The 25,399-nt window shown below is 49.9% G+C and carries 24 protein-coding genes and 1 pseudogene; 6 read left to right on the top strand and 19 right to left on the bottom strand.

From position 1 onward, the window contains the following. Positions 1-54: 54 nt before the first annotated feature. Positions 55-720, bottom strand: a complete 666-nt coding sequence (locus ACQ66Q_RS20060; protein ID WP_430458402.1) for a flavin prenyltransferase UbiX — start codon at positions 718-720, stop codon at positions 55-57. Between the two features lie 81 nt (positions 721-801). After that, positions 802-2,163, bottom strand: a complete 1,362-nt coding sequence (gene mpl, locus ACQ66Q_RS20055; RefSeq protein ID WP_430458401.1) for a UDP-N-acetylmuramate:L-alanyl-gamma-D-glutamyl-meso-diaminopimelate ligase — start codon at positions 2,161-2,163, stop codon at positions 802-804. Between the two features lie 130 nt (positions 2,164-2,293). On the opposite strand from mpl, the gene ACQ66Q_RS20050 reads away from it, so the two are divergent. The 3 genes from ACQ66Q_RS20050 (at position 2,294) to ACQ66Q_RS20040 (ending at position 5,872) form a co-directional block, all read left to right on the top strand. After that, the gene (locus ACQ66Q_RS20050) at positions 2,294-3,394 is read left to right on the top strand and encodes a class 1 fructose-bisphosphatase (protein WP_430458400.1); all 1,101 of its coding nucleotides are present in this window, start codon (positions 2,294-2,296) and stop codon (positions 3,392-3,394) included. Positions 3,395-3,495: 101 nt separating this feature from the next. After that, entirely contained in the window at positions 3,496-4,026 is a 531-nt protein-coding gene (gene ppa / locus ACQ66Q_RS20045) for an inorganic diphosphatase (protein ID WP_430458399.1), read from the top strand. A 292-nt stretch (positions 4,027-4,318) separates the two neighbouring features. Next, a complete protein-coding gene (locus tag ACQ66Q_RS20040) occupies positions 4,319-5,872 on the top strand; it encodes a methyl-accepting chemotaxis protein (RefSeq protein WP_430458398.1) in 1,554 nt (517 codons plus the stop codon). An 88-nt stretch (positions 5,873-5,960) separates the two neighbouring features. On the opposite strand, the pseudogene ACQ66Q_RS20035 reads toward ACQ66Q_RS20040, so the two are convergent. Continuing rightward, a pseudogene (locus ACQ66Q_RS20035) lies at positions 5,961-8,024 on the bottom strand (DUF3369 domain-containing protein); the annotation flags it as partial. 443 nt (positions 8,025-8,467) lie between these two features. Between ACQ66Q_RS20035 and ACQ66Q_RS20030 the strand changes: the two are divergent. Further along, on the top strand, positions 8,468-9,385 hold the full coding sequence (locus tag ACQ66Q_RS20030) for a TIGR03899 family protein (RefSeq protein WP_430458397.1): 918 nt from the start codon (positions 8,468-8,470) through the stop codon (positions 9,383-9,385). Here ACQ66Q_RS20030 and ACQ66Q_RS20025 read toward each other — a convergent pair. From ACQ66Q_RS20025 to dusA, 7 genes are all read right to left on the bottom strand, one after another. Then, a complete protein-coding gene (locus ACQ66Q_RS20025) occupies positions 9,360-11,381 on the bottom strand; it encodes a response regulator (protein ID WP_430458396.1) in 2,022 nt (673 codons plus the stop codon). The genes ACQ66Q_RS20030 and ACQ66Q_RS20025 overlap by 26 nt on opposite strands. Positions 11,382-11,526: 145 nt before the next feature. Next, entirely contained in the window at positions 11,527-12,270 is a 744-nt protein-coding gene (locus tag ACQ66Q_RS20020) for a TIGR04219 family outer membrane beta-barrel protein (RefSeq protein ID WP_430458395.1), read from the bottom strand. A 3-nt stretch (positions 12,271-12,273) separates the two neighbouring features. Next, positions 12,274-13,251, bottom strand: coding sequence for a DUF2333 family protein (locus ACQ66Q_RS20015; protein WP_430458394.1), 978 nt, complete (start codon positions 13,249-13,251; stop codon positions 12,274-12,276). A 9-nt stretch (positions 13,252-13,260) separates the two neighbouring features. Further along, positions 13,261-13,686, bottom strand: a complete 426-nt coding sequence (locus ACQ66Q_RS20010; RefSeq protein WP_430458393.1) for a copper chaperone PCu(A)C — start codon at positions 13,684-13,686, stop codon at positions 13,261-13,263. 53 nt (positions 13,687-13,739) lie between these two features. Continuing rightward, positions 13,740-14,033: a PspC domain-containing protein gene (locus tag ACQ66Q_RS20005; protein WP_430458392.1), complete on the bottom strand. Its 294-nt coding sequence runs from the start codon at positions 14,031-14,033 to the stop codon at positions 13,740-13,742. Positions 14,034-14,282: 249 nt separating this feature from the next. Continuing rightward, positions 14,283-14,546: a hypothetical protein gene (locus ACQ66Q_RS20000; RefSeq protein ID WP_430458391.1), complete on the bottom strand. Its 264-nt coding sequence runs from the start codon at positions 14,544-14,546 to the stop codon at positions 14,283-14,285. Between the two features lie 181 nt (positions 14,547-14,727). Continuing rightward, positions 14,728-15,687, bottom strand: coding sequence for a tRNA dihydrouridine(20/20a) synthase DusA (gene dusA / locus ACQ66Q_RS19995; protein WP_430458390.1), 960 nt, complete (start codon positions 15,685-15,687; stop codon positions 14,728-14,730). Positions 15,688-15,811: 124 nt separating this feature from the next. Here dusA and ACQ66Q_RS19990 point away from each other — a divergent pair, with 124 nt between their 5' ends. Continuing rightward, entirely contained in the window at positions 15,812-16,246 is a 435-nt protein-coding gene (locus ACQ66Q_RS19990; protein ID WP_430458389.1) for a transcriptional repressor, read from the top strand. Between the two features lie 184 nt (positions 16,247-16,430). Further along, positions 16,431-16,907, top strand: coding sequence for a chemotaxis protein CheX (locus ACQ66Q_RS19985; RefSeq protein WP_031568563.1), 477 nt, complete (start codon positions 16,431-16,433; stop codon positions 16,905-16,907). Between the two features lie 72 nt (positions 16,908-16,979). On the opposite strand, the gene alr is transcribed toward ACQ66Q_RS19985, so the two are convergent. The 9 genes from alr to ACQ66Q_RS19940 form a co-directional block, all read right to left on the bottom strand. Then, positions 16,980-18,059 (bottom strand): alanine racemase, encoded by a 1,080-nt coding sequence (gene alr / locus ACQ66Q_RS19980; protein ID WP_430458388.1) that lies wholly within the window; start codon positions 18,057-18,059, stop codon positions 16,980-16,982. Further along, positions 18,059-19,447, bottom strand: coding sequence for a replicative DNA helicase (dnaB, locus tag ACQ66Q_RS19975; RefSeq protein ID WP_208933359.1), 1,389 nt, complete (start codon positions 19,445-19,447; stop codon positions 18,059-18,061). The genes alr and dnaB overlap by 1 nt, the downstream gene beginning before the upstream one ends. A gap of 259 nt (positions 19,448-19,706) precedes the next feature. Continuing rightward, on the bottom strand, positions 19,707-20,159 hold the full coding sequence (rplI, locus tag ACQ66Q_RS19970; RefSeq protein WP_208933358.1) for a 50S ribosomal protein L9: 453 nt from the start codon (positions 20,157-20,159) through the stop codon (positions 19,707-19,709). A 32-nt stretch (positions 20,160-20,191) separates the two neighbouring features. After that, positions 20,192-20,419, bottom strand: a complete 228-nt coding sequence (gene rpsR, locus ACQ66Q_RS19965; protein ID WP_031568572.1) for a 30S ribosomal protein S18 — start codon at positions 20,417-20,419, stop codon at positions 20,192-20,194. A gap of 10 nt (positions 20,420-20,429) precedes the next feature. After that, positions 20,430-20,732: a primosomal replication protein N gene (gene priB, locus ACQ66Q_RS19960; protein WP_208933357.1), complete on the bottom strand. Its 303-nt coding sequence runs from the start codon at positions 20,730-20,732 to the stop codon at positions 20,430-20,432. 4 nt (positions 20,733-20,736) lie between these two features. Continuing rightward, on the bottom strand, positions 20,737-21,114 hold the full coding sequence (gene rpsF, locus ACQ66Q_RS19955) for a 30S ribosomal protein S6 (protein ID WP_208933356.1): 378 nt from the start codon (positions 21,112-21,114) through the stop codon (positions 20,737-20,739). Positions 21,115-21,276: 162 nt separating this feature from the next. Next, positions 21,277-22,017 (bottom strand): 23S rRNA (guanosine(2251)-2'-O)-methyltransferase RlmB, encoded by a 741-nt coding sequence (rlmB, locus tag ACQ66Q_RS19950; protein ID WP_430458387.1) that lies wholly within the window; start codon positions 22,015-22,017, stop codon positions 21,277-21,279. Positions 22,018-22,144: 127 nt separating this feature from the next. After that, positions 22,145-24,526 (bottom strand): ribonuclease R, encoded by a 2,382-nt coding sequence (gene rnr / locus ACQ66Q_RS19945; protein ID WP_430458386.1) that lies wholly within the window; start codon positions 24,524-24,526, stop codon positions 22,145-22,147. Positions 24,527-24,672: 146 nt separating this feature from the next. Further along, positions 24,673-25,263: a tetratricopeptide repeat protein gene (locus tag ACQ66Q_RS19940; protein WP_430458385.1), complete on the bottom strand. Its 591-nt coding sequence runs from the start codon at positions 25,261-25,263 to the stop codon at positions 24,673-24,675. Positions 25,264-25,399 lie beyond the last annotated feature (136 nt).

Raw genomic sequence — 25,399 nt, 5'->3', positions numbered from 1 at the left:
CTCCTCTTAATCGCCAGGCGATTTCATCTTATGATTGGACTAACCCGTGACGGGTCAATCCCTGGTGGTGTGTGGTTGATAGCCCCAACGCGGCATCAGTTGCTGCGGTAGTCCCAAATGGTCCAGCAACCTGGCCACAATAAAATCAATCAGGTCTTCAATGGTCTTGGGCTGATGATAAAAACCTGGCGCAGCCGGCATGATAGTGGCGCCTAACCGCGCTAATGCCAGCAAATTCTCCAGATGCAGCGCGCTTAATGGCGCTTCCCGTGGCACCAGAATCAACTGACCTTTTTCCTTCAGCACCACATCGGCCGCCCGTTCGATCAGATTGTCGCTCATGCCATGCGCGATAGCAGCGACAGTGCCGGTTGAACAGGGGCATATCACCATAGTCTTCGGCGCTGCCGAGCCGGACGCGACCGGCGAAAACCAGTCATCTTTGCCATAGACAGCCAATAAATGGGGAGCACAGCCAAAGATTTCAACCAGTTGGGCCTGGCAAGCCTGTGGATTGCCATTCAGTTTCAAATCGTGCTCAGTGGCAAACACCACTTTTGCTGCGCTGGAAATCAGCAAATGCACCTTCACATTCAGGCTCAGCAGCACTTGCAGCAAGCGCCAGCCATACAGAGCGCCGGACGCACCGGTAAAGGCCAGCGTGACTTCACGCTGGGGGGAAACACTGTGTTGAACGTTCAGATCATCACTTACATGCATAAAAGTGCCTTCTTGCTGAATGCATCTGCCGGCAGCGGTCTGGATTCAGACGTCTGCAGACAGCGGCAAAAACCGGCTGGCTCAACCGCCAGCCAGCGCCTGTAATAACTTATCGTGAATGCCGCCGAAGCCCCCGTTGCTCATCACCAGAATCGAATCGCCTGGCTGTGCCGCCGTAACAATCCGCTGCACCAGTGCCGCAATATCCTGTTCAACCAACGCCGGAACGCCACATTCCTGGCTGATTTGGCCGGCGAGCGCGCCAAGCGACCAACCGCTATTGGCCGGTTCAAACAAGAACACCTGATCGGCATTTTGCAGTGACGCCGGTAAAGCTTCTTTGTGCACGCCCATCCGCATCGTGTTTGAGCGCGGTTCCAGTACGGCCAGAATGCGTTTTTGGCCCACCCGGGCGCGCAATCCGGCCAGTGTTGTTTCAATCGCGGTTGGGTGATGGGCAAAATCGTCATAGACGCTGATATCGTTGACGACGCCTTTGAGCTCCAGCCGGCGTTTCGGAGCAATAAACTGATTCAATGCTTCAATCGCGATGGCTACAGGCACGCCGGCATGTTGCGCCGCTGCCAGCGCCATCAGGCCGTTGTCGACACTATGCTGGCCACATAAAGCCCAGTTGACGGTACCTTTAACTTCGCCACGGAAACTGACTGCAAAACTAGAGCCATCGGCTTGCAGCAACTGCACCTGCCAGTCGGTACCGCTTTGTTGCTGCTCGCTCCAACAGCCCATGTCGAGCACTTGCTGCACGGCCGGAACACCGGACTGCGACAGCACTAAGCCGTTCCCCGGCACCATACGCAGCAAATGGTGGAACTGGCGCTGAATGGCGGCAAGGTCCGGGAAAATATCAGCGTGATCAAATTCAAGATTATTCAGAATTAACGTGCGGGGCCGGTAATGTACAAACTTACTGCGTTTATCAAAAAATGCGGTGTCGTATTCGTCCGCTTCGATGACAAAAAACGGTGCATCACCGAGGCGCGCCGACACATCAAAATTCTGCGGGATCCCGCCAATCAGAAAGCCGGGGTTCATGCCGGCAAATTCTAAAATCCACGCCAACATCGTTGTCGTGGTGGTTTTACCATGGGTACCTGACACCGCTAAGACCCAGCGATCTCTCAGTACGGTTTCCGCCAGCCACTGTGGGCCGGATGTATAGGGAATATTGCGGTTCAGCACATACTCGACACAAGGGTTACCGCGCGACATCGCGTTGCCGATGATGACCAAATCCGGTGCAGGTTCCAGTTGTGCCGGGTCATAACCCTGCGTCAGGCTGATCCCGAGCGCTTCGAGCTGTGTGCTCATCGGCGGATACACATTGGCGTCGGAACCTGTGACCTGATGGCCTAAACTCTTGGCGATGGCAGCAATGCCGCCCATAAAAGTGCCGCAAATACCCAAAATATGAAGATGCATTGAATAGTCCTGCTATTTATGGACCGGCATCTGACTGCGTCTGACCACAATCGCAAGCCTTTTAGCCGGTGTTTTAGCGCATTGTAACAAAAGAACAACCGGCTTTTTCGAAATAAAATCGGCGATAAAAATGCAATTTTTAGCCAGATTCTTTAAACTCTGGCCGGATCCAATGTCAGGTCGGCCAGCAGAGCCCTCGCAGAAATTCAATGATGACCGGCATAGTCCTCAACCTTACATCAAACAGAAGGAAACACCGATGCGCCGTCTGGCTCCCGTATTGCGACAAGATGGGGTCGATACCGACCTGATTGCCCTGATTAAAACCATTCTGGCAGCCTGTAAAGAGATCTCCTTCCGTGTTGGGCAAGGCGCGTTGGCTGGCGTATTAGGCTCCACGCTGGATGAGAATATCCAGGGCGAAACGCAGAAAAAGCTCGACGTACTGGCCAATGAATTGCTCAAAGATATGATCCTGGAAACCGGTGTGGTCAAAGCCATCTCCAGTGAAGAAGAAGACAATACGGTCGCCGGCAATCCGCAAGGCCGCTATCTGGTGACGTTTGACCCGCTGGATGGCTCGTCGAATACTGATATCAATAGCCTGATTGGCACCATTTTTTCCATTCTGCCGGCACAAGCCGGGCTCGACGCTGCAGACCCGGCACAGTTTTTACAGCCAGGCACCGCGCAATTGGCCGCCGGTTATGTGTTATACGGCCCGTCAACGATGCTGGCGCTGACCACAGGTAAAGGCACCCGCCTCTACACGCTGGATAAAACCTATGGCGGATTCCTGTTAACTCAGGAAGAAGTAGCCATTCCGTCAGTCACGGCTGAATTTGCCATCAACATGTCCAATCAGCGCTACTGGCAGCCTGGGATGCAGGCTTATGTTGACGATTTATTGCTGGGCAAAGCCGGGCCGCGTGGCAAGAACTTTAATATGCGCTGGATTGCGGCAATGGTCGGCGATGTCCACCGCATCCTGTGTCGCGGCGGCATCTTTATGTATCCGACTGACAACAAAGATCCAAACAAACCAGATAAATTACGTCTGATGTATGAAGCCAACCCGATGAGTTTTCTGGTCGAACAATCTGGCGGCGCCAGTTCAACCGGTTATCAACGCATTATGGACATTCAACCCGTGGATATTCACCAGCGCGTTGCGGTGATCCTGGGGTCGAAACACGAAGTCGACAGTTGCCTGAAGTATCATCAGGCCTGAATAAAAGCGGCGTCAGACCAAAGTCAGGCCGCACAAACATAGCCATTTTTGACGCCGCCGTTATAATAGGCGGCATATTTTTTAATGCATAAGGAAGCATCATGAGCTTAAGTCTGGTTCCGGCAGGAAAAAATCTGCCAGATGAAATCAACGTCATCATCGAAATTCCGGCCAATGCCGACCCAATCAAATATGAAGTCGACAAAGACAGCGGTACTGTTTGGGTTGACCGTTTTATGTCGACACCAATGTTCTATCCATGCAACTACGGTTTTGTGAACCACACGTTGTCACTGGACGGTGACCCGGTTGACGTGCTGGTGCCAACACCATACCCACTGGTACCAGGCGCAGTGATTAAATGCCGCCCGGTTGCAGTGCTGAAAATGGCTGATGAAGCCGGTGAAGACGCCAAAGTTCTGGCAGTACCAATCAGTAAACTGACCAAAATCTATGACCATATTCAGGACATCAATGACGTGCCTGAACTGTTAAAAGCGCAAATCCAGCATTTCTTTGAGCGTTACAAAGAACTGGAACCAGGTAAATGGGTGAAAGTGATTGGCTGGGGCGACAAAGCCGAAGCCAAAGCTGAGATCCAAACCTCATTCGAACGCGCACAAAACAAATAAGCAGATTAGTTTTGCGAAAACAGGCCCGCATGTCGGGCCTGTTTCATTTATATAAGCAAATCACGAATTTTCTGCACTATCCCTTTCTTTACATTAAGAAATTCTGTTCTAATGCGTTGAGATTGCAGCGGCAACGGCATTTGCTGTCTATACTGGCAATTGATTTCAAATCAAAGACATTCAAAATAAAACCGGCCATTGCGCTGATCCAACGGGGTATTCATCTATGGAATTTTTGCAACGCCTTTCGATTGCGAAAAAAATCTATTTAATTCCCCTCATAGGCACCCTGATGTTCGTGGTGTTTTTGGGGCTTTCGACTAAAACCGCACTGAGCAACGTAAAAACGTTGGAAAACACCAGGGATATTCAATTCCCGGTGTTGCAAGCTTCTGAAAGCGCTCTGGTGTCATTGGAACGGCTGAAGGAATCGCTCGCCAGCGCCGTGACGACGGGTGACGAAGAAGCCCTGAATGGCGCCAATAAACTCGCCGAGCAAATGAAAAAACAATTAACGACGGTCGGCCAGCTCGAATCTGAAGTGAGCCGCGAAGTCAGTCAGATCCTGCAGTCATTTGATGCGTATTACGCTGTTGCGTTTAAAGTGTCACAAGAGATGGTCAGCAACACAGCAGACATGGCATCGATTGGTGAACGCTCGCAAAAAATGAATGCGGATTACGAGAACACCGTGAAAAAACTGACATCTTTTCGCGATGTGCAGCTGAACGAGTTCAAAAATTCGATTGATGATGCCAATGGCCAGGCTTCACAGATGATCACCGTCGGTGTGATCATGATGGTGATCACCGTGCTGGCCTTATTTGGCACCGCATTGCCAGTGGTACGCGGCATCGACAGCAGCCTTGGGCATATCATCCGCTCATTACGCGACCTCGCCAAAGAAGACGGTGATTTGACCGTTCGCATCGAAACCAAATCTAAAGATGAGTTAGGTGACCTTGCCTACTGGTTTAACTCATTCATGGAGAAACTGCAGGGCGTCGTCAAGGAAATCGTCAACACTGCGCTGCCATTATCCTCATTGGCCAAAGACTTAAATCAGCTGACAGACGACACCAACAGAACTATCGCCGTGCAGCGAAGGGCTGCTGATCAAGCCAAAATTGCCGTCGATGATATGAGCAATAGTGTAATTGCCGAGGCAAGCAGCGCCAATGAAGCATCCAGCGCCGCCAATGACTCCAATACAGCGGCAGATCGCGGTCAGCAAACAGTCGGCATCACAGTCAACAATATCCGCCAGCTGGCGACCAACGTGCAGGAAGCATCGGAAGTAATTCTGAAACTGGAAACTGATGCGAACCAGGTCGGCGCTGTGCTGGATGTGATTAAAGGCATCGCAGAACAAACCAACTTGCTGGCACTAAACGCAGCAATTGAAGCGGCACGTGCGGGTGAACAAGGCCGTGGCTTTGCGGTTGTAGCAGATGAAGTCCGTACGCTGGCGTCAAGAACGCAGAAGTCTACTGAGGAAATTCAGAAAACTATTGAACAACTGCAGTCTGCTGCGCGTTCAGCAGTACAGAAGATGCAGCAAAGTACCGTACAGGCTGATCAGAGCGTGACTTCGGCCAATCAGGCAGGTGATTCACTGCAGGCCATCACCACCAGTATCCGGCGCATTCGCGAGATGAACCAGCACATTGCCTCAGCGACCGAAGAGCAGCAAGTGATGGCAGGCACTATTGTGGGTCACGTGGTGGACATTGTGAAACACACTGAACACACTTCGCAAAGCGCGGGTCATATTGCCAAGGCCAGCCGCGAACTGGCAAATCTGGCGCAGAACCTGGAAAATATTGCCCGCCTGTTCCGCGTTTGATCCGAAAAAATACAGCGGCGGACGCCGCTGTGCCCAATAAAAAATGCCGCTGAATGCGGCATTTTTTATTGGGCACACACAATGTTCAGGGCTGCCAGTTGCGGATAAACGCCAACAAATCAGGAGTTGGCATCGGCTTCGCGTACATAAAGCCCTGTACTTCGTCACAGCCCATCGCTTTTACTGCAGCAGCCTGCTCCGGAGTTTCAATCCCTTCAGCGATTGTCGACAGACCTAAGCGCTTACCGAGGCTGACAATAGTCTCTGCAATCACAGAGCCGTTTGGCTTGGCAAAATCGCGCACAAAGGCGCGATCTACTTTGATCCGATCCAGTGGCAACTGCTGCAGATAACTCAGGCTGGAAAAACCAATACCAAAATCATCAATTGCGACCTTGATACCATAGGTTTTAAGCTGATTCAGCGCTTCTATCACTATTTTCGGTTCATCCATCACCACAGATTCGGTAATTTCCAGCTCAAGCAACTGCGGATCAATTTGCGATGCCTGAACTGCTTCGATGACGGATTTTACAAAATGCGGACTTCTGAATTGTGGCATCGATACATTGACAGCGATCCGCAAAGGTTCCAGGCCTTGTTCTGCCAGATACCGAATTTGCCGGCAAGCCTGACGGATCACCCAATCGCCAATCTCAACAATCAACCCCGAATACTCAGCCAATGGGATAAAAACAGCCGGCGATATATAGCCACCCTGCCCATCCGGCCAGCGTAACAACGCTTCCATGCCAATGACTTTATTATCACTGAGTGAAATCTGCGGCTGATACCAAAGTGCCAGCTTGTCCTGACTAAAGTCCTGTCGCAGTCGGCGCAACAGAGCCAAGCGTTCAGCCATCTGATCTTCAAGCTCTGCATGGTAATACTCATAATTCTGCGCCAAGCTCTTTTTCGCCCGGTTTAAGGCGATGTAGACCTGTTTGAGTATACCCAGTCCTTGTCGCACGCTATCAGTCAGGCGGCAAAAACCGAAGGTCGCGTTAATTTGCAGACTATGCTCCGACGCCTGGAATGGCTCGGCAAACACCGCATTGAGCCGCTGTGGCGTCAAATCAGCTTCCGGTCCGATCAGACCAAACACGTCAGCACCAATCCTGGCAATTTGCGCCACGTCACCAAAAGTGACGACCAGACGACGGGTCACGGACACTAATAATTCGTTACCAACTTCCTGACCTAAGCCATCATTGACGTCAGAAAAATGATCGATATCGATCAGCACTGCAACGGTATTCTCCGGTGCCAGGCGGCGGGTCTCCTGCAATAACTGCGTGTATTCGTTTCGGTTCGGCGTTTTTGTCAGCGGATCGATATAGGCCGCATGCTTTAATTGCTGAAACAGCGTGACGTTCTCATAACCGATGGAAATATTGCTTAAAAAAACCTCAATCAGCTGGCGATCAAAATCTTCAATGGGCCGGTTAGTTTCGATATAGACCGCCGCACAGTGTTCGGCATTGCCGAGATACAAGACGGTATCAAATGCAGTAAAAATATGCCGTTTCTCGGCAAGACAATGCAGGATTTGCTGGATAATGCGCTCGTTACCAAGACGTTCCAGTTTGCACTTGATATAGGGAGCATAATGCCCTGCCGCACCCAGCATTTTCACTGGCTGAGCCGTCGTCTTCAATCTGCGCGCACAACACACCTTCGGCATGCAAGCCGATCAGCGACGAAATTTGCGTCACGACGCCTTCGGAAAACTCGTGTAGCGAATGCTGTTCCAACAAATTGGCGCCGGCATTGATAATTTTCTGCAGTCCCAGTCGATTCTGATTAATAGTGCGGATCTGCTGGTAAGAGCGAATGGAAGAGATAATGGATGTGACCAGCTTGCTGCGGGTCAATTCTGTTTTGGTTTTGTAATCGTTGATGTCATATTCTTTAATGACACTTTCTTCCGGGGCGTAACCAGGCTGGCCGGTCCTTAATACAATGCGGACTTCGTCCATACCCAGTTGTTCGCGGATCTGCTGGACAACAAGCAAACCGGCATCATCAGATTCCATCACCACGTCAAGTAAAATGACCGCAATATGTGGGTTTTTCTTTAGGAATTCTATCGCGGCGCGGCCTGAATAGGCATGGTGAAATACCAGCTTACGACCCTGTACTAATAAGTCACTTAACGCCAGTCTGGTGACAGTATGGATCTCTTCATCATCGTCAACGATCAGTAAATGCCATTCACCCGTCACCTGCGGCGCGGGTGTGTACACGCTATCGTCTTCTGCGAGGAACAGAAAATCATCATCTGTTACTTTTGACACCATTCAACGACCTTATCCTTAGAGTCTCACCGGGCAACACTGCGTGGTCTTCCATGATGTTGTGCCTGAACGTATCCGTTCATACTACCTGTGAGTCAACATCAACGACTGATTTTGTGCCTTATTACACTATACCCTTAAGTAAAAATTGCAATCAATTTTGCGTCAGCCAATGGTTGCGGCTGCAGCTAAAATGCCGATGACCGTATAAATTCAAATGTTTTTAGCCGGATCTCTGGCGACGGGTCATTGCGGGCCGATACAATCATTTCAGCAGTCGCAGCAGGAATAGTCTCTGATGAGCAAAATTCAACCCATGTCTGGCCAACAACGCTTACGACAACTGGCAAAACGCCAGCTCGGTCAGGAACTGGCATCCCGCCCCCGCCAGGATCACCAGGACAATACCATCTCAATTCAGCAAGTCCGCCAGGCCAGTGCCGTACATCAACAGCTTTCCTCACGTGCCGGTGTTGGCGCGGACCTCGATGTCCCCGAAGACACCTTAAGTACCCGCGCCGAACGACGTCGCCAAATGACAGTCGAGCGCCAACAGTACAATCTGGAAAAAGTCATGGTGCTGGCACAAGAATATTGTACCGATCAAGCGGTCAGCCAGGAGTTAGACCCAGATTGGTTTTATCATTTTTGTGAACTGGTACAGAACATTTCGGCGTTGTCGATGCAAAAACTCTGGGCCCGCATCCTCGCCGCCGAAATTAGTATGCCTGGCAGTTTCTCTTACAAAACGCTGAATATATTACGTCAAATGCACCACAAGGACGCTCAGGCGTTGCAACTGGCCAGTAGCCTGAGCTGCCGCATTTCTGCGCAGGAGCCATCACACATTTATTTTAGCTATTTACAACAAGGTTCATTTTGGCAATGGATCCGCGGCCGGCATCGCGGTGTGTTAAATCTGAGTCAATTCGGTTTAACTTACCCTCAGATCCTCAGTCTGACCGATCTGGGCCTATTGCATCCGGCAGAAATTGAAAGTGGCGTAATGAATAAAGGACAGGCATTGCAATGGATGTTTCCGCAAATGCCACTGCAGGGGCGGCTGAAAGCCAACGGCATTGTGTTGCAGTATTATAAATTTACCAATAATGGCGCCGAACTGATGAGTCTGTTAAACAGCCCCGTGCAGCCACTTTTCCTACAGGCGTTACAGACTTTGTTCGGCAGCGTTATTGAGTTTCAGCCAATGGCCTGAGCCGCGACATAATATGGGCTATTTTGCGGGCGTCTAAAGGTTTAGTCATGACGTCATCCATCCCGGCGAGGCGGAAACTGACTGCCTCTTCCGGTAATGCATGCCCGGTAAATGCCAATATGACTGTCTGCTGGTGGTGGCGTAATTGCCGGATCCGTTTTGTAACTTCAATGCCGCTAAGATCCGGTAACTGAATATCCATCAGGATCAATTGGTAACGGCTATGACTGGCCATTTTTAACGCTTCATGACCGGTGGTGGCAAAATCAATGCTGATGCCCTGCCCTGATAACATCGCGCGGACAAAACTCAGATTGGTTGGATTGTCATCGACGATGAGCAGTTGCTGGCTGGAAAACTGGCTGCCTGGTTGTGGCAGGTCCTGCAGATCCGCTAACAGCAGCGGCGAGATAAACTGCGTTCCGGACGGCTGCGTACCAAAACGTTGCTGTAAACCTTCGGGTGCAAACAAGATGAGCTGATAACGGCTACTGATTTGTTGCAGCTCCGCCAATTCGTTATCAGACATCTCTTCATAGTTCCAATGCACCACGACGGTATCAATCAAACGACTTTTTAACGCAGCTTGCAGCTCCGTTAAACTATTGGTTGCAACAACCTGCTCACTGACACCAAGCAGACTATGGCGCCACAGCTCTAACCGACATGGTCTTGGGTCATAAATGACCAAATTCTGGAAACGCTGGTTTAACAGCGGCTGTTGTCCGCTGACCCGGATACTCAGCTCCAAACGAGTCCCCAAATCAGCAAGCTCCTGAATCTGTAACTCAGCAGACAGTTGCTGCATCAGGCCACGGCAGACTTCAAATGGAATATCTTCCCATTGCGGCTCAGCCAGACCGCCCTGCGCTAACACCTGACGATTACGGGCACTCAGACTCTTGCCAGTGTATTGAATTTTTAATTGCAGTTTATCGCGCGCGCCAAAGTAAAAGCGGTAGCTAATTAACAGTTCTTTGCCATCGATCAGTGGCTTCACCGCCAACAGCAATGAATGCAGCAGTTGCTGCATGAGCTGTCCATCCATCTCGGCCTGATAACGACTCGCATCCGGATCTTCGTCCGGCAACAACAAAATTCCTGCAGGCCACATTGGCAGGATTGTGCGGATCGTTTGTGCAAACCACTGTGGGATGCCCTGCAATGCCAGATTCGGCTCGGCCGTTTGATGCTGTTTGCGGTTTAACATCGCCAGCCAAAAAGCCAATTCAGCTTGCGGCAACTGAGCGGCCTGACCGGCCAGACTCTGCCAACACTGCAAATCACGGCTTAGTTGTAAGGTTTTCCGCTCAGATTGCGTTAATTGTTGGCGGATCTCAGCCTGTTGTTCCACATGCAATTTTTGCTGACTCTGCATAATCTGCAAATTCAGTGTTGCCTGATGAGCTGCCACGTCATGTTGTGTTGCCAGTTGTCTGACAGCAAGGCTGAGTCGATTGACTTCAGTTTCAGCCGGATCCTGCTTGCGATGTGGCTCGGGAATACTCTGCCAAATCTGATAGAACAACCGCTGCAGCCGACGCTGCATTAACCGGCTAACCAACCAGATTGTCAAAGCAGCAGCGAGTAACCCATAGACCCAGACATATGACACAGCCGGGTCCGCTGCGCGGATCACTAAAAGTCTGCCATCGCTCAGTGACTGATGCCACAGGGTTGGACTTTGTTGCTTAGGATTTCCAGCCAGGAGTGAAGAGCTCTTTACGCTCTCGCCGACTAAAACCAGTTGTTTCCCGTTGGTATCAAGCAACTCCAGACTCAGTAGCTCAATAGGAGAATTTGTTCTGGCAAAGGTCATCAATTCTGCCGCATAAAGCGGTTCTGCAATCAAATGATGACTGAGGTGTTCTGCCACCCGGCTCAATTGCACTTGCTGATTTTTCGCCTGCTGCTGGTACTGTAACCAACAGACTGATAAAGCAGCCGTCAGCAAGGCTATGGCCAGAGCAATAAGCAATTTAGGCTTGAGCATCATTCGGTTCCGAATCACCACCGGGCACCCACAAAAGCGCGGCAGGAGCTGGGCACAAGAAAAACGTCAGTATAGCGGCGTTGGTTTTATTGCAGCAACCGTCTGCGATGCTAGTTTTACGAATTTACTGTACATTTTTTTAACAAAATTAAAAATCGACATCAATGCCAATAAAACCACCATCATTGGCAGCGACAAAATCTAACTGATCGCGATTGCTGACATTGGTTTGGCCATGCTGCCAACCAGCGCGCAGATGTGCCTGAAACATCGCAATATCAATAAACCGCCAGGCGATGCCACTGCGCCAGTCATAATTCAGATCGCTTTGATACCGACTGTAATTGCCAGTTAGAAACCAATGAGTATCGGTGCGCCACAGCCCGATCTCCGCATCGACAAATAACATAGGTAATACGACTGACAGATCACGTGCCGCCGCAGTGGAAGGCGTTGCCAACCGAACATCAGACTGTAATAGACGCGCTGTCACGCCCAAATCCAGTCGGAGTACAGGGTTGTCAAAAACTTCGTAATATCCTGTCAAATCAGTATATTTAAGTGAGTTGTACTGTGAGGTTATTGTACTGGCTGCGAAAGTTTTTTGTGCGAGCACCACTGTGCTGGTCAGCATCGCATCAGCACTTACTGCAGCACGTTGGTAGCGTACAGCAATATTGGGAAGCAACGGCAGCGGATGTTCAAATCGGCCATACCAGGCCAGTTCATTAGCATCATCCAATACTAACTGACCCGCCTTACCCGGATCACCGGCAGAAACCTTAGGCTGCGCCTGCCAATAATCCACACCAATTCTGGCACCGAGCATATCAGCCTGAGCGCTGCCCGCTGTAATGATGAAGCCCAAAACCCCCCCGGTAACAACCCGCATTATTTATCCTTGTGCTAATAATTCAGTCAAATCAATCAGCGCCGCATTGGCTCTGGAAATATAGTTTGCCATGACCAGGCTGTGGTTAGCCAACATACCGAACCCACTGCCATTTAACACCATTGGCGTCCAAATGGTTTGTTGGGTAGATTCCAGCTCGCGAATGATTTGTTGCAGGCTGACAGTCGCATTCTTCCGTTGCAATACGTCAGCAAAATCTACTTCAATCGCCTTTAGCAGATGCAACAGCGCCCAGCTGGCTCCCCGGGCTTCATAAAACTCATTATCGATCCGCCACCAGGACGTTTTAATCATCATCTCGTCTGGTGTTAACGTGGATTGTCGAGCGGCAATATCGCCGGCTAAATCGGTATTAAGGCGGTCTTGGCCAACGCTGGCACTCAGGCGTTGGCTATAACTACCTAAGCGTTTTTCTGCTTGTTTCAGCCAATCTCTTAAATTGTCAGCTCTGGCAAAAAACTGATGCTCTTGATTGCCAGCAGCCATCAACCCCTGCCGATACTGCCGCAGCAGTTTAATTGCTGCAGTATATTCCTCTTCCGGCGACGGGATCGCCCAACTACGATGTTCAATATTAAATTTCGGCTGGATCTGTTTAAGTAGACTGTTTTCAACCGATTGCGACTGCGAGCGGCTCAGGTCCGCCCGCATGGCCAAAGCCATGTCTCGGATCATTTCCAACGCACCCAGCTCCCAGGCTGGCATATCATCCATCAAAACAAACGGCGGCAAAATATCATTGCTGATAAAACCGCCGGGCTTATACAGCAGGGTCTCAGTAATGTGAATTAAGGTATTTGTCGTGGTAAAGCCCACCACAGCTTTTTCACCCGCGGCCGCAGTTTGGGCTACAGCGACGACATCAAATGTGGCAGGCTCGTCGCTGTAATAGAGCGTCATCCCCCATCCAATCAGCACTGTTGTGAAAAACAATGCCAGAGCAATCATCAGCTTATGCATATCTGGTTCCTACTGTTTGGGGATCCGCGTCACGTTTGCACTGACAGATTGCACAGTTCCATCCGACCAACGTAATTGTAGCGGCACCTGCTGACCAAGCTGGATCGGCTGGGTCGGGCCAAAGAGCATCAAATGCAAACCGCCCGGCTGCAGGTGCACAGTTTGGCCCGGCGCCACGGCAATTTTTTCGACTTCGACCATTTGCATCATCCCGTCCATCATCTGGTGAGCGTGAAGCTCAACCGAATCAAACTGAGGGCTGGTCACTGCCAGCAACGCAATGGGATCAGTGCCGGAATTCCTGATTGAGAAATATCCGGCGCTCAGAGTTTTACCTGGCAGCGGCTGGCGTACTGTTGCATTGCTGATCTCAGTCTGAGCAGCCAGGACGTCCAGGGTACAACAACTTAGAATTAACATTATGAGATGACGCATCAAAAGCTCCTGCGAGTGTTATCGCAACATCTTACACAGGAGCCAGCAATTTGTCAGACAACATAACGGCTTGGCAAAATTAATGCTGCTGCCAGGTATGCGACAAACATGACGCCTGGCAAAGCTAAAAATGCCAACACGGCGATACAGCGGATCAACGTTGCATTGTGGCCATAAGCCCGGGCTAGACCACTGCAAACCCCTGCAATCTTGCGATCCGCTTTATTACAATACCAGCGATTTTCATGGCGAGTTCTCATCGCGTTCTCCTGATTGTTGAAATTCAAGGAAAGACAATCAAATGACATGCCAAGTATTTTTTCATTAAAAATCAGATAGATAAACAAATAGGCAGCTATCGCTTATAACATAGGAAGGGAGGGCGCTAAAAATAGGCTATAAATGCTAAAAAGTGATTAATTTGACTAATAACCAATAGCAGGGCAAAAAAAACCCGGTACTGCTAAGACCGGGTTACGGGAGGGATATCAGCGGGCGGCAATAACCACAACCAAATTTTTGCCGTAATGAATATGCTAAACACAGGGAGCAAAAACATCCCAAGCAGCTGCGGAGACAGCGCCAGAATCACAACCTTACTCCACAGCAGCGACAGTGTTACTGTCCAGACCGGCAACGATATCCACTTGCACTGTCTCTGCTTCATCAGTCACCGCTTCTGCCAGACTTTCAGCCAGAGATTGTTTTAATTGCTCAGCAATATTGTTTTTCATTTCAGCTGCTTGCTCAGCAATTTGTGCTGTGGCGATAGCTGTCAGCTCACTGACCGGATCTGCATGTGCAATGCTGTGACTAAACAGGACAGTGGCGGCAAAAACGATTGAAGTAATTGATTTCATGATGGTTTCCTCGTTGGTTAATTTAACTGACTACAACCAATCAATTACAAACCTTGTGCCAACTCAGAAAACTATTTTATCTCGTTGTTTTTTATGCAATTTTTTTAGTTAACCATTTGAACGGCAACAGAGGCATAAAGGGCAAAAAACAAAAAGTGGTTAATTTAACCACTTTTTAGTATCACTCGGGAACTTTCGCTAACGCAGCGAGCATCACTTCAGGCCCACTCGTTGGCAAGTGACCTGTTTCACTCAAATGGCGTCGCCACAGCCTGGCTCCCGGTACGCCCTGAAATATTCCCAGCATATGCCGCGCAATATGCCAGAAACGTGCGCCTTGCTGCATCTGTTGTTCTATATAAGGAAGCATCTCACGTACCAGTTGATGTGGTGTTGGTACTGGTCGCGGGTCATCATAGAGAGCATGATCGATCTGTGCTAATAACAATGGATTGGTGTAAGCCTCCCGCCCGACCATTACTCCGTCCAGATACTGCAGATGCGCCAGACATTCTTCGACAGTCTTTACTCCGCCATTAATCGAAATATCCAGATCCGGAAACTGTTGTTTCAGCTGGTAGACTCTTGGGTAGTTCAGTGGCGGCACTTCGCGATTTTCTTTTGGACTCAAGCCCTGTAACCATGCCTTACGCGCATGAATGATAAATTGTGAACATCCGGCATCCCGGACAATGCCAACAAAATCTGTCAAAAACTGCATATCGTCAGAATCATCAATACCGATACGGGTTTTCACTGTCACCGGAATATCAACTACGGCGCGCATCGCGCTGACACACGCAGCGACTTTTTCAGGCTGAGCCATCAGACACGCGCCAAACATACCATTCTGTACCCGATCGGACGGACAGCCCACATTGATATTAATTGCATCATAGCCACGCTGCTGACATAACAGTGCGGACTTCGCCATCGCCTCCGGATCGGATCCACCAAGTTGCACAACAACCGGATGTTCTTCTTCGTTAAACGACAGATAATCACCCTGACCAAATAAAATAGCGCCGGTCGTGACCATTTCGGTATAGAGCACAGCATGGTGGCTTAATTTACGATGGAAATAACGACAATGTTTATCAGTCCAATCCAACATTGGCGCGACAGAAAATTTATGATTCAAGATGACCTCCAGCTAGGACCGTCATTTTAACCTGAATCACTTAGTTTTGTGACAGGCATGCCGATTTATCCGATTTTAATCTGTGTTACACTCGTAAAAAATAATGAAGCAGGTACAGACAGACATGTCAGTAGAGAGCTTAGTGCTGCGAGCACAACGCATTTGTGATCAAAACGGTGCCAGATTTACTTCAATCCGGGAAAAGGTATTTCGTTTGCTCGCTGGCACTCATAGTGGTGTTGGCGCCTACGAATTACTGGAACAACTGAAGCAGACAGAACCAGCCGCCAAACCTGCTACGATTTACCGGGCGCTGGAGTTTTTAACGGAGCAAGGTTTTATTCACAAAATTGAGTCCAGCAACGCTTTTATGCTGTGCCACCATTTTGACCATCATCACCCAGCTCAGTTATTGATCTGCCAGCAATGCGGGCACGTAGAGGAGTTGCATTCAAATGTGCTTTTTAAAGAATTCAGTAGCTTAGCTGACGCAAAAGGATTTAGCATTCAGCAGCAAACAATTGAAGCCCGGGGCTTGTGCAAGAACTGTCAGAACTAGTGATTTTTGTGTACGGTAACTGACTCGGCAGAGCAAACGGATTTATTTCGACAGATTTTTAATGGAATTCACTACGAAACTATCTCAAAAACAAAGAGCTAGTCTTGTTTATTCTATAAAATCTGCCTAACCTTAACGTCAGGGTAAAAAGCCAGGTGACGAACCAAAGCAGCGGGTCTTTTCAATGAATGTCGAGTATGTAAATCCATTCTTATCGTCGTTAGTGAATGTGCTGAGCACTATGGCCAATACAACAATTGTGCCCGGTCAGCCCCGTATCAAAAAAGATGAAGTCGCCCGTGGTGATGTATCAGGCTTAATCGGCATGATCGGCCCCCAGACTAAAGGATCTTTTTCGGTGAGTTTTGAAGAATCACTGGCATTGGAAATTATGAACCGGATGTTGGGTGAGAAGCCAAAAACCATCAATGAAGAGGTGACAGATATGGTGGGTGAAATCACCAATATGGTCACTGGTGGGGCAAAACGAATTTTGGGCGAAAAAGGCTATGAATTCAGTATGGCAACACCTGTTGTTGTATCTGGCAAAGGCCACACTATCACCCATAAATGTGACGGTCCGAAAATCCTGATGCCATTTGACTCAGAATTTGGCAAAGTTCACATCGAAGTCAGTTTTGATAATCAAGGCGGCGGTTAATTCTAAAGCTGCTGATTTATGAAACTAAAAAGCCGGTTATTGCACCGGCTTTTTTGTAGCTGAAACAACGACTTAATCGCCTATATATCTGAATTGCACTCTGCTGGTAATATTGCACAACAGCTCATAGGGAATTGTCTGGACCAACTCAGCTATTTCTTCAACTGGCAGTTCCTCGCCCCATAAAATCACTTGAGCTCCATGCGCAATATCAGCATCACCGATATCCACAGTGGTCATATCCATCGAAACCCGACCGACAATTGGGTAGCGTTTACCATTGATTAATACCGGCGTGCCGCAAGGTGCATTACGCGGATAACCATCACCATAGCCGATAGCAACTACTGCCAAACGTGTATCTTTAGCTGCAACCCAGCTGCCTCCATAGCCAACTGCATCGCCCTTGCGCACCTGCCGAACCGCAATCACAGAACTACTGAACGTCATTACTGGCTTTAAGCCATGGGTAGCCGACCGGCCAGCCTCCATTGGTGACACGCCGTATAATGCCAGGCCTGGTCGGATCCAATCACCATGACTCTGCGGCCAGGCCACCACGCCAGCAGAGTTGGCGATACTGAGTTCGCCGGCGGCATCGCCAATAGTTTGCCGGAACAGCGCCAGTTGACGGGAGGTCGCCGGATTATCTTTCTCGTCAGCACAGGCAAAATGAGTCATCAGTCGCATCGGTTGCAAAATATTTTTACACTGACTGAGTTTCTGATAAATCTGATTAAAATCGACGGGCTCAATGCCAAGCCGGTGCATACCACTGTCGATCTTCAACCAGACATGGATCGGAGATTCCAGCTCAGCCTTGAGTAAAGCTTCAACCTGTGCCGGATGATGCACTACGACTTGCAGATTTGATGCGACTATCTGAGACAACTCATCTGCGTGAAAAAAGCCTTCCAGTAGCACTATTGGCTTCACAATGCCACCGGCGCGCAATGTCAACGCTTCATCAATCCGCGCAACACCAAAGGCATGAACATCTTTCAGCTGCGCGGCAACCGCCAGCAAGCCATGGCCATAGGCATTTGCTTTGAGCACAGCAAGGATCTTGCTATGCGGTGCCATATCCCGAATCCGTTCTACGTTGTGTAATAAGGCGCTGGTATTGATTTGCGCAAGAGGTCTGCGGCTCATCAGTACTCATCCTCAAAGCGGGCCGTGCCGGCATAGTTGTCAAACCGGGAGTATCTGCCATGGAATGTCAGGCGGACCCGGCCAATAGGACCATTCCGCTGTTTACCGATAATGACTTCTGCGGTGCCTTTGTCAGGGCTATCATCGTGATAAACCTCATCACGATAAATAAACATGATGAGGTCCGCATCTTGTTCAATGGAACCGGACTCACGGAGATCCGAGTTAACCGGTCTTTTGTCAGCCCGTTGTTCCAACGAGCGGTTTAACTGTGACAGCGCAACCACAGGCACTTTTAGTTCTTTCGCCAGTGCTTTTAAAGAGCGTGAGATCTCAGCGATCTCCAGCGTACGATTGTCTGATAACCCCGGCACCGTCATCAACTGCAGATAGTCAACCATGATCATCGAGAGTCCGCCATGCTCCCGCGCAACCCGACGCGCCCGCGACCGCACTTCCGTCGGCGTCAGGCCAGAGGCATCGTCGATATACATTTTGCCTTTGCTATTGAGCAGTTCAATCGCTGAAGATAAGCGGGCCCAGTCCTCATCGTCGAGCTGACCGGTTCGGACTTTCGTTTGATCTATACGGCCAAGCGAGGCCAGCATCCGCATCATGATTTGTTCAGACGGCATCTCTAAGCTGAAGATAAGCACTGGCTTATCACTGCTTATCGCTGCATGTTCGCAGAGGTTCATCGCAAAGGTAGTTTTACCCATCGAAGGACGCGCGGCAACAATAATCAAATCCGACGGCTGCATACCGTTGGTCATTTTGTCGAGGTCCATATAACCGGTCGATACCCCGGTCAAACCGCCCGCGCTGGGGTTACGAAACAGTGCATCGATCTTGTCGATAGTCTTGGCCAGAATGCTGTTGATGGGCTCAGGGCCTTCATTGGCGTCAGCGCGTTGCTCGGCAATCTTAAAAACTTTCGTTTCAGCGAAGTCTAATAATTCAGCACTACTACGGCCTTGTGGGTCATAGCCGGCGTCAGCAATGTCATGCGCAACAGAAATCATATCGCGCACCACGGCTCGTTCACGCACAATATCAGCGTAAGCCAGGATATTTGCCGCACTTGGTGTGTTTTTCGCGATTTCACCGATATAGGCAAAACCACCGATATCGTCGAGCTGTTGATTACGTTCCAGCCATTCTGAAACAGTAATGAGATCTATCGGCTGGTTCAGCTCAGCAATTGCAGTCATTGCTTTGAAGATATGCTTGTGGGAACGCAGGTAAAAATCCTGCTCTACGACCTTTTCGGACACTTTGTCCCAAGCATCATTATCCAGCATCAGGCCGCCGAGCACTGATTGCTCGGCTTCAATAGAATGCGGCGGCATTTTTACCGCAGCGACTTGTTTATCTTTTATGTTTGCCATAACACCCAATAGCTTGAACTGAGCAGAAAACCGGAGAGATCAGGCGTTGGCTTCCACGATGCTGTGGCAGCAAGCAGACGCTGAAAATACGAAGCCTAGCCTAGCATTTTTCATCGAACAGAGCAGCGGAAAATTTATAGGTCATCAGACGTCTGTTGCGAAAACAGACAAGGTGATACATCTGGTGAAGAAATCAAAAGGGGAATTACAGAAGGGGAGATACTGACACGATAACAGCGTTACCGTGTCAGTTAAAGGCTTACGCCTCAGCAACAACAACCAGTTTAACGGTTGCAGTAACTTCAGCATGCAGCTGCAGGTCGATGTCAAAAGAACCAACGTCACGCAGAGTACCGTTTGGCAGTTTAACTTCGGCTTTAGTCACAGCTACACCGGCTTCAGTGATCGCATCAGCGATGTCACGAGTACCGATAGAACCGAACAGTTTGCCTTCATCACCGGCTTTAGCAGCGATAGTAACTTCGCCCAGCTCAGCAACTTTAGCAGCACGTTCTTGCGCAGCAACCAGGTTAGCAACCAGTTTGGCTTCTAACTCAGCACGGCGTGCTTCAAATTTTTCGATGTTAGCTTTGGTCGCTGGAACTGCTTTTCCCTGTGGGAATAAGAAGTTACGGGCATAACCAGATTTAACAACCACTTTGTCGCCTAAACCACCCAGGTTAGCAACTTTATCCAACAGAATGATATCCATTGTTTAATCCTCTCTGTATCGTTGAACCAGGCTTATGCGTGTGAATCGCTGTATGGCAGCAGAGCCAGGTAGCGGGCGCGTTTGATTGCACGAGCTAATTGGCGCTGATACTTAGCGCTGGTACCAGTGATACGGCTAGGAACAATTTTGCCACTTTCAGTGACATAATTTTTTAAAGTAGCGGTATCTTTGTAGTCGATCTCTTGCACGCCTTCGGCAGAGAAACGGCAGAATTTACGGCGACGGAAATAACGGGCCATGAACTTTCTCCTAACTTAAAATTTCAATCTGTTGGGCATGGAGCACAAGCTTTGCCTGACCGCTCCGGGTCTGATGCCGGTTTAAAAAGCCTTGCACCCTGACCACACTACCCTGCATCAAATTGTGACTTTGTCTGCTCAACTCGCCTGTTACCACCACATGAATGCGCAGGTAACTTGCTCTGTTGTATCCGGCTTCCAGTTGCATCGACTTGTGCTCAAGCACTAAGTACAGATGCGGGATACCGGCAGGACTCTCGTTCCGGTCGGGCTGACGGCATATGACGCCAGTAATGACCAGACAGTTGTCCATCAGATTACTCGTCGTTTGCTACCTGCTCTTCAGAGTCACGCGGAGCACGGTCACGACGTTCTTCACGTACTTTTGCCATTGGTGATGGCTCAGTGACAGCACCGTTTGTGCGCATGATCAGGTTACGCAGTACAGCATCGTTGTAGCGGAAGTTAGTTTCCAGTTCATCGATCACTGCTTGTGGCGCTTCTACGTTCAACAGAACATAGTGGGCTTTGTGCAGTTTTTCGATTGGGTAAGCCAGTTGACGGCGGCCCCAGTCTTCCAGACGGTGGATAGAACCGCCAGCTTCTTTGATAGCACCAGTGTAACGTTCGATCATACCTGGGACTTGTTCACTCTGATCAGGGTGAACCATAAACACGATTTCGTAATGACGCATGGTAGCTCCTTACGGTTAATTAGCCTCGGGTGAGCTCGACCAGACTCGCATAGAGGCAAGGAACATGGATGTGGGTCGAAGGTCGCGTATTCTACGGATCGATCGACCGAAATACAAGCAGTTAATCAGTGTTGGCGCAAAACAGCCGGCTGTTTTCCAGATTTAGCCGGTCGTGCGCTGCCGTACTGCTTCATACAAACAAATCCCGGTGGCAACCGACACGTTTAGGCTCGATACCGCGCCAAACATCGGGATTTTGACCAGGCCATCACAGAGTTCTTTTGTCAGGCGCCGCAGACCATCTCCTTCAGCCCCCATCGCCAGCGCCAACGGACCGCTGAGACTGGCCTGATAAATAGTGGTCTCAGTTTCACCGGCAGCACCCAGCACCCAAACACCAGCATCTTTTAATTCCCGGATAGTGCGGGCCAGGTTAGTCACGGCGATAAATGGCACCGCTTCCGCTGCACCACAGGCGACTTTGCGCACCACCGCGGTGAGCTTCGCGGCCCGGTCTTTGGGTGCGATCACAGCATTCACACCCGCTGCATCTGCACTGCGTAAAATGGCGCCGAGGTTATGCGGGTCGGTAATACCATCCAGAATCAACAGAAACGGCTGCGACTGAGTGTCGAGGATCCGTTTCAAGTCATGTTCGTCGCCGGCGTCAGACAAACGGGCTTTGGCAACAACGCCCTGATGCTGCGCGCCGTCGACTTTTTCATCCAGCGTTTTACGCTGACAGAACTGCACTGAAATACCGGATTTACGTGCTTGCTGGATTAGCGGTGTCATTCGCTGATCTTCGCGGTCCTTTAACACAAACAGCTCCAGCACATCCTCTGGGTGACGTTCCATAAAAGCGCTGACCGAATGCAGGCCAAAAATAAAATCTGTGCTCATAAGAGATCTCAAAATGCAACAGGCGCTTAGGCGCCTGTTGTGGTCGATAACCAAAGATGGTCAGGTGAATGGACGGCAGTGTAGCAAAAACTATGTGTTTTTTCAGCCCGCCGCCATTTGTCCCGGCTTACTTACGTCGCCGTGGTGCTTTTTTTGCGCCACCATCAGCTGTTTTAGCTCCCGATTTGGCGCCTGGTTTACTGCCACTGCGGCCAGCTTTAGTCTTGCCGGGACGCTGGGTTGGATCTGCAACAGCGCGGCCTTTTTTCGTGGAATGACCTTTACTTGCTTTACTATCAGTGGCCGGCGCTTTTTTTCCGCCCCCTCTGGCACTTTGCACTGTGGTCACGACACCCAAATCGATTTTGCGCGCTTCGAGATTGACCGCCAGCACTTTTACTTCCAGCAAATCACCCATGCGATAACTTTGCTTACTGTGTTCGCCCATCAACACCTGGCGTTCAATGTCAAAATGATAATAATCGTTCGGCAGTGACGTCACATGCACCAAGCCTTCAATATACAAATCAACCAGGCGTACAAACAAACCAAAGCTGGTCACAGTTGCCACCACGCCCTGGAAAGTGGCACCGAGGTGGTCCTGCATATACTCGCATTTCAGCCAGTCAGAGACTTCACGGGTCGCATCATCGGCGCGGCGTTCGGTCATCGAGCATTGTTCACCCAGCGGCACCATCTGCTCATGGCTATAACCACGGGCGCCGTTCACAGCTTCACCTTGTTTATGCAACACGGCTTTAATAGCACGGTGCAGCAGTAAATCCGGGTAACGACGAATTGGCGAGGTGAAATGCGCATAAGCTTCCAGCGCCAGACCGAAGTGGCCCTGATTATCCGGCTGATAAACCGCCTGTTTCAGCGAACGCAGCAATGTCGTTTCAATCAGTTCTTTGTCCGGCCTGTCGCCAATTTTTGCCAGCAACTGGGTCAGTTCCAGCGGTGTCGGTTCTGTTGGCAAATCAGCAGTGATGCCAAGCTCCAACAAGAAACGTTTGAAATTAGCAAACCGATCCGAATCGGGCTGTTCATGTACGCGGTACAGTGCCGGTGCTTCGTTTTTCTCTACCAGTTTTGCCGCTGCAACGTTGGCCAAAATCATACATTCTTCAATGATTTTATGCGCTTCGTTACGGTGGATTGGCACAATCTGCTCAATCTTGCGGTGACTGTTGAAAATAAACCGCGTTTCTACCGTTTCAAACTCAATCGCACCACGACCGGCGCGAACTTTGGCCATTTGTTTATACAGCGAATTCAGGTTGTCGATATTAGTCAGATTCTCCGCGTACTGCTGGCGCAGCTCGGGGTCCCCCTGTAAAATCGCATGCACTTTGTTGTATGTCAGGCGGGCTTTGGAATGCATCACCGCTTCGTAAAACCGGTAACTGCCGAGTTTGCCCTGCGCACTGATATGCATATCAGCAACAAAACACAGGCGGTCAACATGCGGATTCAGTGAACATAAGCCGTTAGATAAGGCTTCAGGCAACATCGGTACCACGTGGTCCGGGAAATAGACTGAGTTGCCGCGATCTAATGCTTCACGATCAAGCGCGGTATCTGGCTGCACATAAGCCGTGACGTCCGCGATCGCGACCCACAGATGCCAGCCACCGTCTTCTTTGCGTTCACAATACACTGCATCGTCGAAATCACGCGCATCTTCGCCGTCGATGGTGATAAGACCAATATCGGTTAAATCAACACGGCCGGCTTTAGCCGCTGCCGGTACTTCTGCGCCAAACTGACTGACCTGCTGTTCGACCGCCGGTGAAAAAGTATGGGGAATGTTGTGATTACGGATCGCTACTTCGATTTCCATTCCAGGCGCCATATGTTCACCCAGCACTTCCACGACTTTACCGACCGCATTGATACGTTTTGACGGCCGGCTGGTCACTTCGGCCAACACAATCTGACCATGGCGTGCGCCGTTTTCGTCACCGGCCGGGATCACGATATCCTGGGCAATACGCGGATCTTCAGGCACCACAACCGCTAAGGCAAAATCTTTAAAATAACGGCCAACAATCGGCTCTTTACGCGGCTCGAGCACCCGGACAATCCGTGCTTCGACTTTATCTTTGCCTTTAATCTCACCGGCACTGGCCAGTACAACGTCGCCCGGTAGCAAACGTTGCATTTCAAAATTCGGAATATACCAATCAGGTCCGCCCAGCTCTCGTTTCAGAAAGCCAAAGCCTTCACGATGGCCCAGCACGGTACCTTTAACCAGATCCAGGTCGTCGACCAGGCCATAGCGTTTGGTTTTGGTGAACAACAGCTGGCCATCTCGCTCCATCGCGCGAAGACGTTTTTTCAGTGCGAATAATGCTTCTTCGTCGCTCAGGTTAAGTTCTGCCGCTAATTCGTCGAAGTAGGCAGGTTGTTGCCGCTGTTTGATGTGTTCGAGGATAAATTCCCGACTCGGGATAGGGTTTTCATATTTTTCTTGCTCACGCGCAAGATGCGGATCTTTGATCGTCATGGAGACTCTTTCGTTGAATAACTGCGGCAAGTTTAACAGTCTGGCGCAGAATTTTCACTGAAACTGCAGAAATCTTCAGCAAACTGTCACAAAACCGAGGCGTAAACACAAATTATCAGACGAAATAGGGTCACGCAGTATGACAATCAAAGTGGCTTTTTCGCTCTGGCAACCACGCTCTCAGGCATCCGAACAGCAAGCCCTTTGAGCGCTCTATCGATGCGTGCATGCATATCCTTGTCAGCTGTTATGGCATGATGCAACCAGCGATACACTGTCTCGTAATCTGTCGGGCTGCCCTGGTTAGCCAGAAACAACTCCGCAAGGCGCACCTGAGCATTCAGATTGCCCATAGCACCAGCCTGATATAAATACAGCTGCGCTTTTGCCAGGTCCTTTTGCACTAATTTACCTTGCTGGTAATAACGACCAACCTGCTCCAGCCCTTCTGGCAAGCCTTGTAAAGCCGATGCCAACATCAAATCCCAGCCACGTTCAGCGTTTTTTGGTACACAAATGCCGAAGGCCAGCATGTCACCGAACAAAAACTGATAGGCCGGCAGTTTCATGATGTCTGCACGCGCTTCAATATCTTTGACCAACTGACATTCATCAGCCTGCACGCGTTTTAGATGAGTATTGGCGCGAATCATTTCAAGGAGCTCGTCTTGGGTATATAGCTGGACAACACCCAGCTCAGAAAGCGCTTCCTGCGCCAAGGCAGGTTTGACAAACATCACTCCGGCCAAAACCATTGCGTAGCAAGACCAAACAAACTTTTTCAATGCAGCCACCCGATCACAAAAATGGCGCTATGCACCCGCACAGCAACTCAGTTAAAAGAATACAAAATTTGTGCCTGAATTGCATCGT

Origin of the sequence: Rheinheimera sp., from assembly GCF_965283995.1 — a bacterium.
Classification (GTDB): domain Bacteria; phylum Pseudomonadota; class Gammaproteobacteria; order Enterobacterales; family Alteromonadaceae; genus Pararheinheimera.
Note: the sequence above shows the minus strand (reverse complement) of the source record. Positions and strands in the feature narration are given on the sequence as shown.

Excerpts from the sequence above, each read along its gene's own strand:
- ACQ66Q_RS20060 (WP_430458402.1), bottom strand. The coding sequence starts at position 720 with ATGCATGTAAGTGATGATCTGAACGTTCAACACAGTGTTTCCCCCCAG.
- mpl (WP_430458401.1), bottom strand. The coding sequence starts at position 2,163 with ATGCATCTTCATATTTTGGGTATTTGCGGCACTTTTATGGGCGGCATT.
- ACQ66Q_RS20050 (WP_430458400.1), top strand. The coding sequence starts at position 2,294 with ATGCAATTTTTAGCCAGATTCTTTAAACTCTGGCCGGATCCAATGTCA.
- ppa (WP_430458399.1), top strand. The coding sequence starts at position 3,496 with ATGAGCTTAAGTCTGGTTCCGGCAGGAAAAAATCTGCCAGATGAAATC.
- ACQ66Q_RS20040 (WP_430458398.1), top strand. The coding sequence starts at position 4,319 with ATGTTCGTGGTGTTTTTGGGGCTTTCGACTAAAACCGCACTGAGCAAC.
- ACQ66Q_RS20030 (WP_430458397.1), top strand. The coding sequence starts at position 8,468 with ATGAGCAAAATTCAACCCATGTCTGGCCAACAACGCTTACGACAACTG.
- ACQ66Q_RS20025 (WP_430458396.1), bottom strand. The coding sequence starts at position 11,381 with ATGATGCTCAAGCCTAAATTGCTTATTGCTCTGGCCATAGCCTTGCTG.
- ACQ66Q_RS20020 (WP_430458395.1), bottom strand. The coding sequence starts at position 12,270 with ATGCGGGTTGTTACCGGGGGGGTTTTGGGCTTCATCATTACAGCGGGC.
- ACQ66Q_RS20015 (WP_430458394.1), bottom strand. The coding sequence starts at position 13,251 with ATGCATAAGCTGATGATTGCTCTGGCATTGTTTTTCACAACAGTGCTG.
- ACQ66Q_RS20010 (WP_430458393.1), bottom strand. The coding sequence starts at position 13,686 with ATGCGTCATCTCATAATGTTAATTCTAAGTTGTTGTACCCTGGACGTC.
- ACQ66Q_RS20000 (WP_430458391.1), bottom strand. The coding sequence starts at position 14,546 with ATGAAATCAATTACTTCAATCGTTTTTGCCGCCACTGTCCTGTTTAGT.
- ACQ66Q_RS19990 (WP_430458389.1), top strand. The coding sequence starts at position 15,812 with ATGTCAGTAGAGAGCTTAGTGCTGCGAGCACAACGCATTTGTGATCAA.
- ACQ66Q_RS19985 (WP_031568563.1), top strand. The coding sequence starts at position 16,431 with ATGAATGTCGAGTATGTAAATCCATTCTTATCGTCGTTAGTGAATGTG.
- alr (WP_430458388.1), bottom strand. The coding sequence starts at position 18,059 with ATGAGCCGCAGACCTCTTGCGCAAATCAATACCAGCGCCTTATTACAC.
- dnaB (WP_208933359.1), bottom strand. The coding sequence starts at position 19,447 with ATGGCAAACATAAAAGATAAACAAGTCGCTGCGGTAAAAATGCCGCCG.
- rplI (WP_208933358.1), bottom strand. The coding sequence starts at position 20,159 with ATGGATATCATTCTGTTGGATAAAGTTGCTAACCTGGGTGGTTTAGGC.
- rpsR (WP_031568572.1), bottom strand. The coding sequence starts at position 20,419 with ATGGCCCGTTATTTCCGTCGCCGTAAATTCTGCCGTTTCTCTGCCGAA.
- priB (WP_208933357.1), bottom strand. The coding sequence starts at position 20,732 with ATGGACAACTGTCTGGTCATTACTGGCGTCATATGCCGTCAGCCCGAC.
- rpsF (WP_208933356.1), bottom strand. The coding sequence starts at position 21,114 with ATGCGTCATTACGAAATCGTGTTTATGGTTCACCCTGATCAGAGTGAA.
- rlmB (WP_430458387.1), bottom strand. The coding sequence starts at position 22,017 with ATGAGCACAGATTTTATTTTTGGCCTGCATTCGGTCAGCGCTTTTATG.
- rnr (WP_430458386.1), bottom strand. The coding sequence starts at position 24,526 with ATGACGATCAAAGATCCGCATCTTGCGCGTGAGCAAGAAAAATATGAA.
- ACQ66Q_RS19940 (WP_430458385.1), bottom strand. The coding sequence starts at position 25,263 with ATGTTTGTCAAACCTGCCTTGGCGCAGGAAGCGCTTTCTGAGCTGGGT.